Below are 15,236 nucleotides of genomic sequence, written 5' to 3'. Positions count from 1 at the left end.
TCAGCTCCCCGAGATCGGCCTTGATGCGCGGCCCCGCAAGATACCAAAAGCTGGTCACCAGAAGCGTTGAGGCGGTGACAACCGCCGTGATGTTTCGGGCGAATGCGACCCACCCCTCTTTGGTTTCCTTTCGCATGGCCGTCATGCCCCCTCCAATCGCGCATAAAAAAGCCCGCCTGTGGCGGGTCGGGTTGTCTCAAATGTTTTGTGGTTCAAGCCGCGTAGAACACCAGCGCCCCGGCAGCGGCCCCTATGATCGTCGCCAAGGCGTCCAGCGCCTCGGGATCGCCCTTGGACATGGTTTTGTCATAGATCACCTCTTTGGCCACGGCGATGGCAGCCGCCGCCAGCAGGCCGAGCATCGCCGCAACGCGCCGATCAGCATCAATCGGCAGGAGGATGGCAAGGGCTGCGAAGGTGAGCGCGAGAATGAAGCCGCCAGCGAGGTGGCGGAACTTGTCAGGCTGCATTGTCGCCTCCGTTGGATAGCGCCGCGTTGAAGTCGGCCATGGCCGCGCTGACCTCATCGACCGAAGTAGCGACCTCGATGGCGTCCACCGCCATAAGCCGGATCTTTTCGAGGCTCGCAGCCGCGCCGCGCCAGATCGAGGACATGTTGACCCAGATCTGCGCCAGCTCATACGCGCTCGGGGCCGTGACGCCGACCTCTGCGGAGAGCAGAGGATAGTGCGCAATGTCGGGATCTGCATCGGCCAGATATGCCGTGGCTTCTGCTTCCTTTGCGAGATAGACCATATCCTGCCCCGGCAGTACCGTGACGAATGCCTCACGCGCGGCGGTCATCTGCGCGGCAATGGCCTGCTTGGCCACGCTCTTGGCATCGGCCAGCGCTGCAGACGCCCGCGCCTCCGCCGTGACAAGCTGGCTCATGTCGATTGCAATGGTCATTCCGGGGCCTCCTCTGGCTCGGCGTCATAGGGCGGCAGATCGACGGTTCCGTCCTCGGTGACAGTGATCGGCGCTGGGAAGCGCGATTCTTCGGGCGCATTCGGGCCATGCGGCAAGCGCAGCGTCAGGGACAACTCGCCATTCGTGCGCGTGATCGGCCCGGTGACCCAATCTGAGGCCACCGCCTCTGCGGGCAGTGTGGCGCCCTCAGGGATGCCTGAGAGATCCAGCGTCTTGCCGTTCAGTGTCAGCACATCGCCAGCGACGGACAGACTGAGCGGCACATAGAGCTGCGGCGGCGGGGAAAATGGTGTCAGGTTGATTTTCATGGCGTCACTCCTTAGAACCAGCGGCCAACTGCAAAAACGCGGATAGAATCGTTGGTTCGAGAAACTGCGGAGTACACAGAGAGCGCCCATTGAGTAGCGGTAGAACGGGCATTAACCCACCCGTATACCGTTCCCGACATCGATCCAGCGGAATAGGGAGATGACACGAATTGTGCTGGCATCTGGGCCGCAATCGCGTCTGAAAAATAAATGGATCCTAGCGCAATATTTACGTTGATGCCTGACAACACAGTGGTGCAAATCTGAGTGCCATTGGCAAAACGAACATACTCTCCATTTGCATTCGACCCGTATTCATCTTGAATACTCCATGGTTCCCAAGATGCGCCATTCCACTCCCTGTAGAACAGCCCGAGAGTTGACATGACATATTGAGACGTCTGGGCATATGGTGCGCTTTGACCCCGCCGCAGCACAATCATATTAAATGCAGCTAGACCATCTGGCTTGGTTCCCGTGGCTCCACCTTGAACACGATAGAAACCTGACGGCATCTGATCCGGATCATCGATGTCGCCAGAAAACTCAATGATTTGACCCGCGATACCCCCTGCACCTACGGTCATAAGACGCCCAGCCGTGGTATCCGTTGCAGATTGCTGCACCGCCGTGCCGGTCAGCAACCCGGCCAGCACCGCGCCAGCCCCCGACCATTTGATGATATCGGCACCGCCCGCCACCAGCGCCCCCTGATTGGCACCGACCCGCCGCAGGCCGGTGTCTGGATCGCTCGCGAAGCGCACACCCGGCGCGGCGGGCGTGCCATCTGGGAACTTGCCCTGCCCCGGCCCGTCCTTGACCGCCTGATAGCCCGCCAGCAGAGCCGTGACGCCATCGGCAAGGTCTTTGCTCGGCCCGAGCGTCGGGGCGATGGAATAGGACTTTCCGCTGCCTGTTACTCCGAGGTAGGGCGTGGCCAGCGTGATCGATGTGTCACTGTTGACCGAGGCGATCTCATAGGCCACACCACTCGGATCGCGCAGCAGCCACCCGGCAAGGATCTCATCTACCCAACCCGTGCCGCTGCCGGTTACTGCAGTCGAGCCGTCTGTGACGCTGATCGTGCCTGTCTTGTACCAGCTCATGGCTATCCTTTCGGTCTCTTTGGCCAAACGACGCTGGCCGGGTCTTTGGTGTTGGTGATGTCGAGCAAGGCTCGGCGATATGCAGCCCAAGCCGCGCGCTGCCGGTTGGTCATCGCAGCCCACCGCAACGGATTGCTCACAGACGGATCAAGCACTTCGCGCAGAAGCCGGTCACGTTCGGCCCGCAGCGCGGCAAAGGCTTGCTCGACGCGTTGCTCATCCGTCCGTGGGTCGATCCATCTCCGAGTGGCGTAGTCGAAGATGTGAAAAAACGCGCCTTCTGGGCGAGGCGGAATTTCAACAGTTTCGCCACCCTCGATATATGTGCGTCCTGGAGAGGTCGCTCCTACGAACACCGCGCACCCATCTGGAGCCTCGGGCTCAGGATGTCTGTCTGGGATCGACATGGAGGCTTTGATCTCGCCTGTCTCAACATCATAAATTGCGTAGTCAGCCATTTTGGTCACCGCTTGAAGTACGTCAGGGCAAAAGTGAGAAAGTTGGAGTTGGTGTCCATCGATCCCTGATAAACCTTGATCAGGTTGTTCCCCGCATCGAGCGAACTCATGACGGGAGGTGCTGGCTGGTTTCCGGGGTACTCCCACACCACACCGCCATCAGCATTCGGCGTCCCACAGTAGACATAGAAACTCTCACGATTTCGGACCTGAACCCTAAAATATGCTGGACTATTGTCGCCTGTGGGCGCTCCAGCCCTAGGGTCGATACGGGCATCCTTACAGCTCATGATAACGATACTGTCGTCCTCCACGTTAAGGTTGAAGGAGTACACAAGCTGCTCCGGGTCTCCGTAACCACCGACAGCCACCGAATAATCAACTGATTCAGTGACAGACCCGTGAGCAAGTTTAATCGTGTCAACAGAGAGATCTTCGATATTGGCAGACTTGATCTCCGCAGTTCCGATCATCGCCGACTTGATCCACGCCGAGGTGCCGATCAGCGTGTCGGTCAGGAACGTGCCAGTGACCTCGACATCGCCATCGAGCTTGATGTTTTGGCCATTGATCCGGACGTTAGACGCTGGACCACTGATCGGGTCGTCGGCTGCCACAAATTCAAAGCCCGCGCTCGCCCCGCCTGCGGCAATGCGCAGGGTATAGGTCGCGGATGCATAGCCGTTGATCAGAGCAATTGCTGTGCCCTGCGTGTCTACAGTTGAACTGATCGTTCCCACGGTAGCAGAGAGCGCCGTGATATCATCTGCGAGCGCCTGATCCGCATTCGCATATGCTGTCTGCACATCATCGATGGACGACTCATTGTCGCCGATCCGGGCAAGCAGCTCAGTGCGCAGACCGACCAGCGCCTCTTGGCCCTCGGCAAACTTGACGAACGCGTCCTGATGATAGGCCGCGAGATCGCCCTGCGTATCGTCGGACTGCGCATTGCGCGAGACGATCTCGGCCAAGACATGCTGAGCCGCCACATCGAACTTTGCCCGCACATCGGTGCTCTGCGCCTGCGCGTATTCCAGAACGCTATCTGCGCGGTCAGAGGCATCGTCTGCGGCCTGTTGCGCATCGTCAATCGCATCGAGGATCGCATCGGCCAGATCCGCAGCACCGATGCGGGTGTCGGTCGTGGTGACCGGCAACCATGCAGACCATTGCTGCCCATTGTCCGAGACGAACTTGCCGCGCACCTCGTAATCTGTGACTGGCGTGAAATTGCCGTTGATCACCACCGAGTAAGGATCAACGACCGGATCATACGGGACCGACCCGCTGTCATAGATGACGGCCCCGCCATCGAGGCGCGCCTGTACCCGGATAAACGCCACGTCATAGCGCCCACCGGCGCACGTGACCTTGATCGCCGGGATGCGATCGACGCCGTTGTTATCCTTGATCGTGGCGCGGTCGACCGACCAGCCCGCGATGACCGGCGGCACATAGGTTGTCGTGGTGATCGGAGTGATGCCTGTGGGCTGCTGATAGGCAGACGACCAGTCGTAATCGCCGGGATCAACTTCGCGCAGAGAGACCGCGACCGTGCCGCCCTCGGCCAGTGTTACCGCTTCGACTATGAACGACTTATTCACATATCCATTGATCTCGCTGGTCCACTGGATCGTGTCGACGAACGGCTCAAGCGATGCCGCCTCGGGAGGCAGCTGGATCTGATGACGCCGAAAGCGGCGATAGGACAGCAACTGCGCGCGCATGAGGCGCTGCACCTGAGTTGCGAAGGGGCACGCGCTATAGGTCATGCTGGCAGGCAGATACCTCCCGTCCGCGTCGATCAAATCCGCGTCTCGGAACTCCGGGGCATCCTTCGATGACCATTTTTCGGCAGGCTCGGGATAGGTGGCGCGGAGCGCGTTATAGGTCTGATCAAGGCCCGGAAACGGTTGCAGGGTGCTCGGGTCACTCACGACGATGGATTCATCCGTGATCGCAAGCACCGGAGATCCGGGCACCCCGACAATCGGCTTGATGGCCCCGCCCACCTCGGAGAACTGCATGTTCGAGGACTTGCCGATCGCTTCTAGCATATCGAGCGCATCGCTGCTGACATCGATCTCAAGCCCGACGCGGTGCGCAGGCTCTGTGCCGCCACCTGAGAGGCTGACCTCGGCGTCGTGTTCGTTTGCCGCCGCGATCCATGCCGAGGCAGGCAACCGCGCCGCCGCAAGGTTCTGTCCGCCAAAGACCCATGTCGAGCCGTAGTAGATCCCGCGTGCCACGGTGTAACCGATGACAGCCGGATTTTCTGAGAACTCCCACGTCGCAGGATCATTCCAGCGATGTGCGCCAGATCCGCCCGCCGTGCTGTCCTTGCGCAGATCATAGCACGGGATGCCCTGCACTTCGAAGCTGAACTGCGGGAACGAGGGCGCGGTCTCTTTGTCGTATCGCCAAGTGATGACCGCATAGGCTCGGCCCTTGAAGGTCGAGGTGGCGGGCCACGGGTGATCAGGATCAGCGCCGAACTTGTCGACCAGATAGGGGTCTGCGGCGGTCTGCGTGCCGTCATAGAACTTGACCCACAGGCGATTTCCATTGCCGTTGTACTTCGCGAGCGGAGCGCCAGCTTGGTCTGAACCATTGCCGGAGAAGTCAAAACGCTCATCGTCGATCCAGACCCCGGCCAGCCCGGTCACCGGGATCGAGGACAGCTCGACTACATCGACATAAAATTCATTGCTGCCGCCCCATGACCCAGCATATTTGCGCCGCCCGCCCGTGGCGTAGACACCCACGACAAAGGTCTCGGGAACCGCATCACCGATCTGGGCATCAAGCGTGACGCCGCGATCAGCTTGCGTCTTGGGCTTGTTCAGCGCCTGAGAGAGCAGCGAGGCACCGGCGCTGATCGCAAAGCGCGCAACCGTGCCCAGGAATGTGCCAGCGGCCAGCGCACCGCCTGCCGAGAACACGCTGACAACTGCCCCAACAGCAGCAGCCACCGGGCCAGCATGCACCGGGGCCGCGACCAGCAGGGCCGCAGCGAGGATCGTCAGAAATTTCATTGTGATTTACCCGACCTTGAAGGCTCGTCTGGCCTGCGCACGGTCCACCGTGCCCCAGCCATCTTCACGCAGCACAAAGACCCGTTCGCCGTTGAACACGCCCAAAGCGTGGCCCATGGCGTCGGCCTCGACCGCTGCGAGGTCACCGATCCGCGCCTGCGCCGGGTGGATCTCGGGCAGTACCGTCGCGACTAGATCGGCCAGATCCTCAAACCCATCATTGCGCAGCACGCGCAGCGCCCCGATGCGGCTGGAATAGCGCCCCCGCCACGGCGCGGAGAGATCCGTCCCGAGCAGCGCCCGCGTCACATTGCCCGCCAAGCCCAAAGCGCAGTCATTCTCGCCCCAAACGAACGGCTTGCGCCGCATCTCAAACACGGCCTGATCAAGCGCCTCGCGCCAGCCATCCACGCGCTTCATTTGCCACCTACCTTGATTTTCCACGAGGCGACCGTGCCCGCGTATTGGCTCGACGTATCCCCGCCGCGCTTCATCGCTTCCTCGGACGATGACTTGGCCGGGTTCGTGCGATTGAGCATCAGGCCGATCTCAGACCGGACCGACAGAGTAATGCTGCCATCACCAATCTGCTCTGAGATCGGTGCATCATCGACCAGCCCCACGAAGGCGGGCTCATATGCCCCAAACGGTGCCTGCGTTGCCGGGTTGATCTCGATTGCATGCAGATCGGTGCGCGCGAGCCGCACATCATACTCGCGCAGCATCGAGGTCACCGCAGGGTGCAGGTCATAGAGCGTGACCGAGGCTGTGTAGATGTCGAGCCCCCCCGAATAGACCAAGTCAGTCACCGCCAGCCCGCACTGCCCGAGATAGTCGCGCGTCACCAGCGTCCCGGTCTGCCCGTCCACGACTTGAATGCTCACATCATCATCGCCAGACCAGAAGCCGAACGTGGCCACCGCGCCCGTGGTGCGATTGTGCGCTTCAAAATAGGCAAGCCAGCGCGTGATCAGGCCCGTTTCTGGCGCAGCCTCGCGCGCCGCTTGAATGGCCGGAGCTATATTGCGCATCAGCCACCAACCTTTTGGAGGACATCAATGCTCGCGCCTTGAGCAATCGCACCCACTGATATTGTCCATCCCGTGAAGGCTGCTGGGGCAATAATTGCTTTGATATACGGCCTAACAAAAACCGCAGCCGCGCCCGCCGAGAACCCGGCAGGGATTGCCGGGAAAACGGGGGCAGATGCCGCACCACCACTTGTCGCAGTCGCATCGTCGGATAGCTCGCCCATGTAGACGGCAGCACCGTCTACCAGTGTAAAACGATCACCAGCGCCGAGCTTGAACGCGGCAGGCAGGCCAGCAAAGTTGACCTGCAATCTGCTCGACGCGATGGAGCTGATCGTGACCGTGCTGCCCGCGAGCGCCGCGCCAGTTGGATCTGACACCGGACCACGGATCATCGGATCACACAGCAAGAATGCCTCTTTCGACCCGTGCAGCGCATTGATCCGCGCCGCGATAGGACGTGCATCTGCTTCGCGCCGCGCCGAGAAAACTAAGGAGGCCTGCCAGATCGGCGGGGCCAGCTCAGCCTGCCACACGCGCCCGTCGCCTTGCCCATTCGTTTTGTCGCTGCGCCGGATCGACCAAGACGCCTCGCGCACCGGCAGCTTGTCCGACAGGAACGCCAGCGGATAGGGATAGGTCAGCGCCATTAGCGACGATCCGGCGCGCGTTGGATCTGCTTGATGCGCGCGGGCAGAGCCTTGTCATAATCCGCAAGTTTTGCATCGATCAGGCGACCCACAGCATCCGCGACGTCACTCCGCAGGACTAAAGGGGCGTCCTCCCGGCGACAAGCATCATAGGCAGAGATGGCGTGGCGCACGGTCTTTTCAGCCATGTCTTTGACGTATGCCTGAATCCCCCCGCCTTCGACCTCACGGGCACTGATCTTGACGCTAACTTCGCTCGATGGCAGTTCCACGTTCCGGCCCGTGATCCGCATCATCTGCGCACCGCCATCATCTTGAACGGCCAACTCCAACGCTGGGGCGGGCATATCGACCGGCGCGCGTTGCGACATTAGCGCCTCCACCTGCCCCGTAAGCAGTTGCACCTGCAGCTCAAGCAGAGCAATGCGATCGTCATTGTTCATCATTTCATCCTCGGATTGCGGGCAATTTGCTGCACTCGGCCCGGCATCTGCCGGTCATAGGCGGAGATGCCAGTGCGCGTCGTTTTGGTGGCTACGTCCTGCACATAGGCCCCAAGGCTCCCGCTCTGATCCACGACTGGATTGAACGTCACAACGACTTGCTGATCTTGGGCATTCGAAGCCATCCTCTTGGACACGTCATGCGGGATAATCCGGGTGCCACTCGGCAGATCTACGATTTCGCCGCCGCGCTCATTGATCGACGTAAGACCACCGCGCCAATTGTTCGTGCCGTTTGCGTTCTCTCCGATCAAACCGCCGAGCAGGCTTCCGACCCCGCTAAAGGCCCCACCTGACCCGAACAGACCGCGCGCGGCAGAGGAAGCCAACTTGCTCGCAATCTGATCCAGAAAACTCGCAACAGACGATTTTAGCGCAGAGAACCCTTTCAGCGCGCTCGAAAACAGACCACCCAAAGCATCGGCACCGGCGTTGGTCCTTTCCTTCATTTTTTTCAGCTCATCGCTGGCCTTTTTTGTGCCAGCTGCAGCCTTGCCCCCGGCTGCCTCGACCGCAGCACCTGCAGGCGTAGCTACTGCGGGCAAGTTCGCAACTTCGGCCCCCGTCCCGCTGATCACTTCTTTCAGTTTTTGCCACGCGGTCATCGGTTTGCTTGCAGCCTGCTCAAGCATCCGGCCAGCCTCCGCGTATGCGCTCGACTGCCCGCGTAGCCGATCCGCAATGCCGCTCAGACCGCTGGTTGCACCGTCGCCATCAAAGGTATTGGTGTTGAACCCCTTCAAGAATGCGCCCTTTACCTTAGCGCCCGCCTGCATCGCCTTCGCGGCGTACTCGTTTGGGATCTCTTTGAGGTCGATCGCGTCGGCCAGCGCGGTCCCGGAGAGACCGAGCTTTTCGCCAATCCAGCTATCCGCAACGCCACCCGTCAGATCATCCAGCGCGCCAGCGACCTTCTTGAGCATCTTTTCAACGCCGCGAATTGTCGCGTTTGTCGCCCCAATTACAGCAGCACCAATAACATCCGGCAGCACCGACCATATCTCTTTCACCGCCTCAAATGCGCCTCGATAGACGCCGACATATCGGTTTGCGAATGTCACCCCACCCGAGACAATCGCTGCGAAGGCATCATAGGCCCCCGCCTGAATATTCTTCCACGCCCCCTCAATGCGCGCGCTGGCAGCGTCCGTCTTGAGAGAGATCTTATTCCAAGTCTCTTTCACGACATCCCAGATCAGGCTGAATGCCTGCCCAAAGCCGCCGACCGAGGCCGAGATCTTCGTGAATTGATAGATAGCCTCGCCAAGACCCACGATAAGTGCGCCAACGCCGAGGCGAATGAATGCGCCGCGCAAAGCGACCAATGCCCCAGTGAGCTGGATTGCCTTGATAGCGCTCAAGGCAAAACCTGCCGCCAGATACGTGGTGAATACTGCAGCCGCCGCTGCCGCATACGATGAAACACGCCCTGCAGCCGCGACGATCAAATCCAGAACGCTGCGCAGCGCCCCACCCTCTTTCAGGCTGTCGGTCATTGCTTTGGCCATCATTCCGAACGCAGGGACGACCTCAAGGGCGATCTGATCGCGCAGATACATCCAGACAAGCTGCAGGCGCGCAATCTTATCGTTTGCAGCCTCGATCTTTGAGCTATCCACCTGCTTAAGAGCGAGGCCGTATTTGACCATATCGCTGCGCGCATTGCGCAGGGCCTCACCTCCTTGCTGCAGCAGCAAGACGATATCGCGCTGACGAACCCCAAGAGCCTGCATGACGGCGGTGGTCTGGCCAGTCGTAAGCCCCAAGTCCTTGACCCGGTCAGCAATCAGCGCAAGCTTTTGATCCGCCTCAAGGCCTGCAAGATCACTCGCAGAGATACCCAGCGTGGCAAGTGCTGCAGCAGCGTTCTTTCCTCCCTTTGCGACCTCGCGATCCATGGTCTGCACTGAATCGGAGAGTGACGAGACCGATACACCAGCCTCGCCCGCCGCGAGCTCAAGAGCACGATAACCGCCGACGCTGGTATTGATCCGACGCCCCGCCTTCGCGACACGGTCGATATCTTCCGCGCCTTTCAATGCCGCAGCGCTGACAGCCGCAAAAGCAGCAGCCGCAGCAGCACCCATGGCGACGAGCGTCTTCTTCAGCTGTGCAGAGCTGTTTTTCGCACGCTTAGAACCACTCTCGAACTTTGCGCTATCCAGCCCGAGGTTGACGCGCAGCGCGCCGATGACCGAAGATGCCACTTTGAGCCTCACGAGGTTAGGAGATTTGGTTAGTTATGGAATTTTTCAAAATCGCAGGATCGATCTTGGCCATTTTGATCTGCGTACCGTTCGTTTGGCTAATGTGGTCACTCGACGAAAAACCTCGGAAACCATCACCAGCCGAGCAACAACTCGCGGGCGCGAGATATGCATGCCAAGAATTCATCTCTGACCGGCTGCATGATCCGTCATCTGCCGAATGGGGCATGAGTTCCGGTCACTGGTGGCAGACATGGCCCGCCCAACCTAAGGGCAAAGCGGTCACCGTCTCCGCGACTTTCCGCGCCAACAACGCGCTTGGGATCAAGGTGCTTTCGTCTTGGACCTGCAAAGTCAAAGAGACTGATCAGAGCTGGCAGCTCATCAGTCTTTCCGAGACTTAGAACCCCTTGCCAATGCCCGATCGATCTTATCCCACGCAGCGTTAAACCTGCGCACGCGCTCCGCCCGATCAGGCTGTCGCCCGATGAAGCTTTCCAGCGATATCGGCTTTTCAAGATGGGGCAACATCGCGCCCCACCAGACCAGCTCACGCTCGCGCTCAAGCCGCTTCGCCGCGCCCTCCATCTCGACCATCATTAGGCGCGGGGTGATTTCCCAGAACCGCGCCGGATCGAGACCCGCCGCGATGTAGTTTTGAAGGATGGCCCCGCAGCTCAGGCCTTCGCGCGCGGGGCCTTGCGGTTTCCCTTTTGCGGTTCCTTGACATCAGGAAATGCCGCCGCCAACAGAGCCGGAACCAACCCGTTGTCCTCGGTAATCAGATCATCCGCTAGATCATCCGCAACCTCGGGCTCCATGCCCTCGCCTTTTTGGAGCGACAACGAGACCACATCGATCATCAGACGGAAGGGCGGCACGCCCTCCATGTCATCATTGAGCAGCCCGCCGATATCATTGCCATACTTTTCCTGCAGCGTGGCAAGCCCAGCCCATGTCAGACGCAGACGCAGATCTTTGCCGCCAAAACTGCGGTGAACGGTTCCCGTTACATCTGCCATGATTACGCCTCGACGCGGTCATTGGTGGCTTGGCGCTCGAAGATCTTCATCGCGACAGTCGCCATGCGCAGCTCGCCGACCGTGCCACCAATCGTGAAGCTATTCACATAACCACGATAGGTGCGGCGGGAATCGTCGATCTTGAACTCGACCAGCACATCTTCACTCGTGCCCGCCTCCGTCAATGCGGCCAGCTCATCGAGCAGCACGTCACCGGGATCCCCGGCCCAATACTGCTTATCTTGCGACCAATCGGCCACCGGTAGAAGGCCGGGGATCGTTTCTTTGGTGCGCCCAGGCGATTGCATGTGCGTGGCATCGACATCTTCGGGCACGCTCTCGGGCATCGAAAGCTCTTTGATCCCAAGAATCTGCGTCCAAGTGGTGGCTTCAGCGACAGTGCGGCCAATCCACAGCTCTTCCTGATAGGCGATATCGGCCTGAGAAACTTTCTCAACCATTGGTCTTTCTCCAGTTTGTCATGAAATCCACCGAGATCCGATACGGCTGATCGCTCGCTCTCGTCTCGGTATTGCTGCGTTGAGCGACCAACATGATCAGCCGCCAGTTTCCGCTCCGATATCCGCTCAGGAGATCGATCACGGCCTCGGACAGCGCGACCGCGCCGCCATAGGTGCCCGCGTAGCAGTCGACCTGCACGCGCCCGCGCCAAAGCCCATCCGGGCCCTGCATCGTCAAACCATCCGCATTGTCGATCAGCTCCAGCGCAATCGCAGGCAGCGCCACGCTCTGCGGCAAAAGCCCCCAGTCAATCGCGCTCGCAAGCGCGCTCACCGCCGCTGAACCTTTCAGCAGCGCGCGGAATTCCTTTTGCATCAGATCACCCGTTCGAGATGCGCATCCCGCGCATGACAAAGTTGGAGATCTGATCTGTCAAAGTGTCCTCATCGATACTGCCAGGCATCGTCCATTCGCAGACAAATGCCGCCAAAATCCAGATTCTCGCGACGACGAAGAGCCACTTCTGAAACCTGATTTTCAACGTAATGCTAGCCATATCACTTCCCCTTCGCGGCCCGTCGCGCAGCGCGTTGGGCGGTCTTCTCGATCTCAATCCACATCTGCTCTGCGATCCGGTCCAGCGTGGCCTTGGACTCTGCGTCCCATGCCGGTCGCAAGAACGGCTGCGGCGCCTGATAGATATTTCCGAACTCTTGCTGATGCGCCGAAGACAGCGGCCCAGCACCGACGAACATCTCGACCGCAGCCTTGTCATTGCGAAACATCTTGCGATGAAGGCCGCGCTGGCGCTTGGAGAGCTTTGTGCTAACCGCCACCGAGGTAGAAAGGGCCCGCGTGGCGCCGACCGGCGCGAGCGATTGCGCGAGATCGGCCACTGGCTGGGCCGCTGTTTTCAATGCACGGCGCATGGTGGCCTTAGCTGTGGTCTTTTTCTCGATCTGCTCCAGAGCGGCTTCAAGATCCTTAAAACCGGTCGTCTTGACTGTAACGGTCATGTGGAAACCGCCGACGCGGTGATTTCAAGATCTTCCCGCTGGCCGATTTCCTTGATGCCTGTGATATCAAAATCCACGCCATCGCAGACCAGGCGGTTTTTTGGCGTGAGTGCCCGTGTGAAAGCGCTGGACCGTACAACGAAGCGGCTGACCATTGTTGCCTCAAGCCAACCCGCGACGGCGCGTTCGGCATCAGACACATCTGTTTTGCTGCACCAAACCGGGCTTCCAATAGCCTCAAACGTCTCCGTCTCTTGGAAGCCATCATCGACTTTCACCGGCTCCATAAACTGGACACGCCGATCAAGCTGCCCTGCGCCGATCATGAAAACACCCGGTAAGTCGAGAGCAGTTCTCTCCATCCCATATGGACTTCGGTGACGCTAGAAGTCGAAGCTGTTTCCCGGAAGCGATACATGCTCGCTGCATGCTGCATGATTGCTACCTCGATCGGATTTGGAAGACCGCCCGGGTACTCAGTCGCAAAATCGCGCCGGAGGTAGCGCTCCGCATGCGTCGTGGCCGCAGAGAGCATCCGATCTAGTTCAAGATCGTCGTCGTTGAAATCGATCTTGAGATGCGATTTCAGGTCGGACACCTGCAAAGCCATGCGGAGCGCTCCCTACCGTTATTTCTTGCCGTCTTGCTTCGGCTTCTGGTCGTCCTTTTCGGCGACCAGGGCCTGCAGCTCGTCGAGCTTTTCTTTCTGCTCGGCAGCCTCCGCGATAACATCATCGCGCTGCTTCTCAGCGCCTTCCAGCGCCGCAGCCAGCTCGGCGATCTTGGCATCGCGCTCAGCGAGCTTTGCCCGCTCAGCTGCCAGCGTATCCCGCGCTTCGGTCAGCGCTGCCGTCATCGTTTCGAACTGTGCAGACAATTCTTCGGAATCGCTGCGCTCTTCGACCAGTTCGGAATCGGCTTTCGCCTCCAGCGAGACAAACTTGGCAGCAAGTTTCTTCGCCTCGGCTTCACTGACTTTTTTCAAAGCCGGGTTTGTGCCCTTGCTATGCGCGGCGACAACTGCCTGCGCATTCGAGTTTTCGTCGTCGAGGCGATACACAACGCCACGGCGGAGCGTGCCGATCTTGGTGTGCCGCGTCGATTTCACATGAATGAACATCTCGGTCTCCCGTCAGAGGAAATACAGCGCGCCCATCATGGGCGCGCCATCGATTTGTTGTGTCGGTATCAGGCGAAGGTGAAGTCGCCCTGCACCATCGCCAATGCGCGCTTGTTGGCCATAGCCACGCGCTTGCGCGCCTTCATGGAGATCATATCCTCGACGAAGTTCGTGCCGTGCTCAGTCGAGAACAGCACTTCCGTTTCCATACGGTCATAGTAGGTCGCGGCCATTGCCAGATCCCCAACCAACCATTCGCCAGCGGTCATCGAAGCAGTATCGACGACATCCTTGCCCCAGAGCATCGGCGTGTTTCCGGTGGCCGGGTTGCCCCAGACATACCGGTTATCCGTACCCGAAACTTTGAGCAGCTCGATCGCGGCCCAGTCGAGCGGATTCATCAGCATGGCCGAGGCGATATAGTCCTCTAGGGTCACCTGGAGGATCGCGAGACGCAGGCGATCAATGCGGGTCGCATTGGGCAGACCAGCAGCTGCGACGAAATCCGGCGCCTCGGTCAACAGGCCAGAGAGGTTCTCGCCGGTACCGTCGCCCGCAAGGATTTGCTTCTCTTCCTCCAGGTCGAGGCCATAGCGCAGCTCGCTATCGATCTCGGTCTGCAATTGATCCGCATCAGCCATCGCCTCTTCGGAGATGCTGGTGACATGACCGATCTTCTTGACCTGCGCAGTCGCCTTGGCCCAGCCATAGGTCGAGGCTTGATAGGTACCGCCCTCGGCCACCGGCGCGGCAGCGTTGGTGCGCACCACCTGCTTGCGGTAGGTCACCAGATCAGAGGACGTGCGACCTTGCGTCAGAAGCTGACGCACCAGCAAGCGACGGCGGGGCATGCGGACCGGATCGCGCTCTTCATCATGGAAGATCAGACCACCACCCGAACCAGCCGCCGTCGTAATGGCGTTGTTCACCATGAGAGAGAGCGAGCCGCCATTGAAGGCCTTGATCTTTTCATGGCTGTCGATAACCGCTTGACCGAGCGACTTGACGCCACCGGCCTTACCGCCGCCAAGGCCGCCATCTGCGATCTGTTGCGCGATATCGAGATGCTTTTGGTTCACACCTTCGAGCTGGTCGGTGATCTTCTTGACCGCGTTGCTCAGTTCGGCCTGTTGGGTCAGAAGCTTGTCAGCGGCTTGCTTGGTCTCGGCAGAAACCTCGCCCGCCTTCTTTGCCTCGGTCAGGGCATTCTCGGCGGTCTTTTTGGTTTCACCGTTGATCTGGTCGAGCTGTTGGCTGACCTTCTTGAGCATTTCCTCGGTACCAACAGCATCGTTGCGGACGCCACCGATCACAGCCACCGGGACATGCGTCTGCATTGCCGCCAAGCAAATGGCGGGCATCATGGCCTTTTTCATCGTCGTTCT

At 59.8% G+C, this 15,236-nt stretch carries 21 protein-coding genes; 1 reads left to right on the top strand and 20 read right to left on the bottom strand.

Annotated features, from left to right (window positions below):
• Positions 1 to 212: 212 nt before the first annotated feature.
• The 11 genes from DL1_RS17390 to DL1_RS17340 are packed head-to-tail and all read right to left on the bottom strand — an operon-like array spanning position 213 to position 10,231.
• Entirely contained in the window at positions 213 to 470 is a 258-nt protein-coding gene (locus DL1_RS17390; RefSeq protein ID WP_038068661.1) for a hypothetical protein, read from the bottom strand.
• On the bottom strand, positions 460 to 909 hold the full coding sequence (locus tag DL1_RS21040; RefSeq protein WP_051693651.1) for a hypothetical protein: 450 nt from the start codon (positions 907 to 909) through the stop codon (positions 460 to 462). The genes DL1_RS17390 and DL1_RS21040 overlap by 11 nt, the downstream gene beginning before the upstream one ends.
• Positions 906 to 1,238 carry a hypothetical protein gene (locus DL1_RS17380; protein WP_038068660.1) on the bottom strand — a complete coding sequence of 111 codons (333 nt, stop codon included), beginning with the start codon at positions 1,236 to 1,238 and terminating at the stop codon, positions 906 to 908. Before DL1_RS17380 ends, DL1_RS21040 begins: the two co-directional genes overlap by 4 nt.
• Positions 1,239 to 1,249: 11 nt before the next feature.
• On the bottom strand, positions 1,250 to 2,344 hold the full coding sequence (locus DL1_RS17375) for a hypothetical protein (protein ID WP_038068659.1): 1,095 nt from the start codon (positions 2,342 to 2,344) through the stop codon (positions 1,250 to 1,252).
• A gap of 2 nt (positions 2,345 to 2,346) precedes the next feature.
• Complete coding sequence (locus tag DL1_RS21035; RefSeq protein WP_051693650.1) at positions 2,347 to 2,802, bottom strand: phage tail assembly chaperone; 456 nt, start codon at positions 2,800 to 2,802, stop codon at positions 2,347 to 2,349.
• A 5-nt stretch (positions 2,803 to 2,807) separates the two neighbouring features.
• Positions 2,808 to 5,840 (bottom strand): hypothetical protein, encoded by a 3,033-nt coding sequence (locus DL1_RS17365; protein ID WP_051693649.1) that lies wholly within the window; start codon positions 5,838 to 5,840, stop codon positions 2,808 to 2,810.
• Between the two features lie 6 nt (positions 5,841 to 5,846).
• Positions 5,847 to 6,260, bottom strand: coding sequence for a DUF6950 family protein (locus tag DL1_RS17360; protein WP_038068656.1), 414 nt, complete (start codon positions 6,258 to 6,260; stop codon positions 5,847 to 5,849).
• Positions 6,257 to 6,871 (bottom strand): hypothetical protein, encoded by a 615-nt coding sequence (locus tag DL1_RS17355; protein ID WP_038068653.1) that lies wholly within the window; start codon positions 6,869 to 6,871, stop codon positions 6,257 to 6,259. The genes DL1_RS17360 and DL1_RS17355 overlap by 4 nt, the downstream gene beginning before the upstream one ends.
• Positions 6,871 to 7,521: a hypothetical protein gene (locus tag DL1_RS17350; protein ID WP_038068651.1), complete on the bottom strand. Its 651-nt coding sequence runs from the start codon at positions 7,519 to 7,521 to the stop codon at positions 6,871 to 6,873. The genes DL1_RS17355 and DL1_RS17350 overlap by 1 nt, the downstream gene beginning before the upstream one ends.
• Positions 7,521 to 7,964, bottom strand: coding sequence for a hypothetical protein (locus DL1_RS17345; RefSeq protein ID WP_038068649.1), 444 nt, complete (start codon positions 7,962 to 7,964; stop codon positions 7,521 to 7,523). The genes DL1_RS17350 and DL1_RS17345 overlap by 1 nt, the downstream gene beginning before the upstream one ends.
• Positions 7,964 to 10,231: a phage tail tape measure protein gene (locus tag DL1_RS17340; protein WP_038068647.1), complete on the bottom strand. Its 2,268-nt coding sequence runs from the start codon at positions 10,229 to 10,231 to the stop codon at positions 7,964 to 7,966. The genes DL1_RS17345 and DL1_RS17340 overlap by 1 nt, the downstream gene beginning before the upstream one ends.
• 35 nt (positions 10,232 to 10,266) lie before the next feature.
• Between DL1_RS17340 and DL1_RS17335 the strand changes: the two genes are divergently transcribed.
• Positions 10,267 to 10,635 (top strand): hypothetical protein, encoded by a 369-nt coding sequence (locus tag DL1_RS17335; RefSeq protein WP_038068645.1) that lies wholly within the window; start codon positions 10,267 to 10,269, stop codon positions 10,633 to 10,635.
• Here the strand turns inward: DL1_RS17335 and DL1_RS17330 are convergent.
• The 9 genes from DL1_RS17330 to DL1_RS17290 all read right to left on the bottom strand — a co-directional run bounded on the left by DL1_RS17330 (position 10,616) and on the right by DL1_RS17290 (position 15,227).
• Positions 10,616 to 10,831 carry a hypothetical protein gene (locus DL1_RS17330; protein ID WP_038068642.1) on the bottom strand — a complete coding sequence of 72 codons (216 nt, stop codon included), beginning with the start codon at positions 10,829 to 10,831 and terminating at the stop codon, positions 10,616 to 10,618. The genes DL1_RS17335 and DL1_RS17330 overlap by 20 nt on opposite strands.
• Before the next feature lie 77 nt (positions 10,832 to 10,908).
• A complete protein-coding gene (locus tag DL1_RS17325) occupies positions 10,909 to 11,253 on the bottom strand; it encodes a GTA-gp10 family protein (RefSeq protein ID WP_038068640.1) in 345 nt (114 codons plus the stop codon).
• A gap of 2 nt (positions 11,254 to 11,255) precedes the next feature.
• Positions 11,256 to 11,714, bottom strand: coding sequence for a phage tail tube protein (locus DL1_RS17320; RefSeq protein WP_038068637.1), 459 nt, complete (start codon positions 11,712 to 11,714; stop codon positions 11,256 to 11,258).
• Complete coding sequence (gene gp17, locus DL1_RS17315) at positions 11,707 to 12,090, bottom strand: tail completion protein gp17 (protein ID WP_038068635.1); 384 nt, start codon at positions 12,088 to 12,090, stop codon at positions 11,707 to 11,709. Before gp17 ends, DL1_RS17320 begins: the two co-directional genes overlap by 8 nt.
• A 182-nt stretch (positions 12,091 to 12,272) precedes the next feature.
• Positions 12,273 to 12,731, bottom strand: coding sequence for an HK97-gp10 family putative phage morphogenesis protein (locus tag DL1_RS17310; protein WP_038068633.1), 459 nt, complete (start codon positions 12,729 to 12,731; stop codon positions 12,273 to 12,275).
• On the bottom strand, positions 12,728 to 13,057 hold the full coding sequence (locus tag DL1_RS17305; RefSeq protein ID WP_038068631.1) for a head-tail adaptor protein: 330 nt from the start codon (positions 13,055 to 13,057) through the stop codon (positions 12,728 to 12,730). The genes DL1_RS17310 and DL1_RS17305 overlap by 4 nt, the downstream gene beginning before the upstream one ends.
• Complete coding sequence (locus DL1_RS17300) at positions 13,054 to 13,341, bottom strand: head-tail connector protein (RefSeq protein WP_038068630.1); 288 nt, start codon at positions 13,339 to 13,341, stop codon at positions 13,054 to 13,056. The genes DL1_RS17305 and DL1_RS17300 overlap by 4 nt, the downstream gene beginning before the upstream one ends.
• 18 nt (positions 13,342 to 13,359) lie before the next feature.
• Positions 13,360 to 13,851 carry a hypothetical protein gene (locus tag DL1_RS17295; RefSeq protein ID WP_038068629.1) on the bottom strand — a complete coding sequence of 164 codons (492 nt, stop codon included), beginning with the start codon at positions 13,849 to 13,851 and terminating at the stop codon, positions 13,360 to 13,362.
• Between the two features lie 68 nt (positions 13,852 to 13,919).
• Positions 13,920 to 15,227, bottom strand: coding sequence for a phage major capsid protein (locus DL1_RS17290; protein ID WP_038068627.1), 1,308 nt, complete (start codon positions 15,225 to 15,227; stop codon positions 13,920 to 13,922).
• Between the last annotated feature and the right edge of the window lie 9 nt (positions 15,228 to 15,236).

The sequence above is a fragment of the Thioclava dalianensis genome (assembly GCF_000715505.1).
Lineage (GTDB): Bacteria > Pseudomonadota > Alphaproteobacteria > Rhodobacterales > Rhodobacteraceae > Thioclava > Thioclava dalianensis.
The sequence above is the reverse complement of the archived record's forward strand: the minus strand, read 5'-3'. Positions and strand labels throughout refer to the sequence as shown.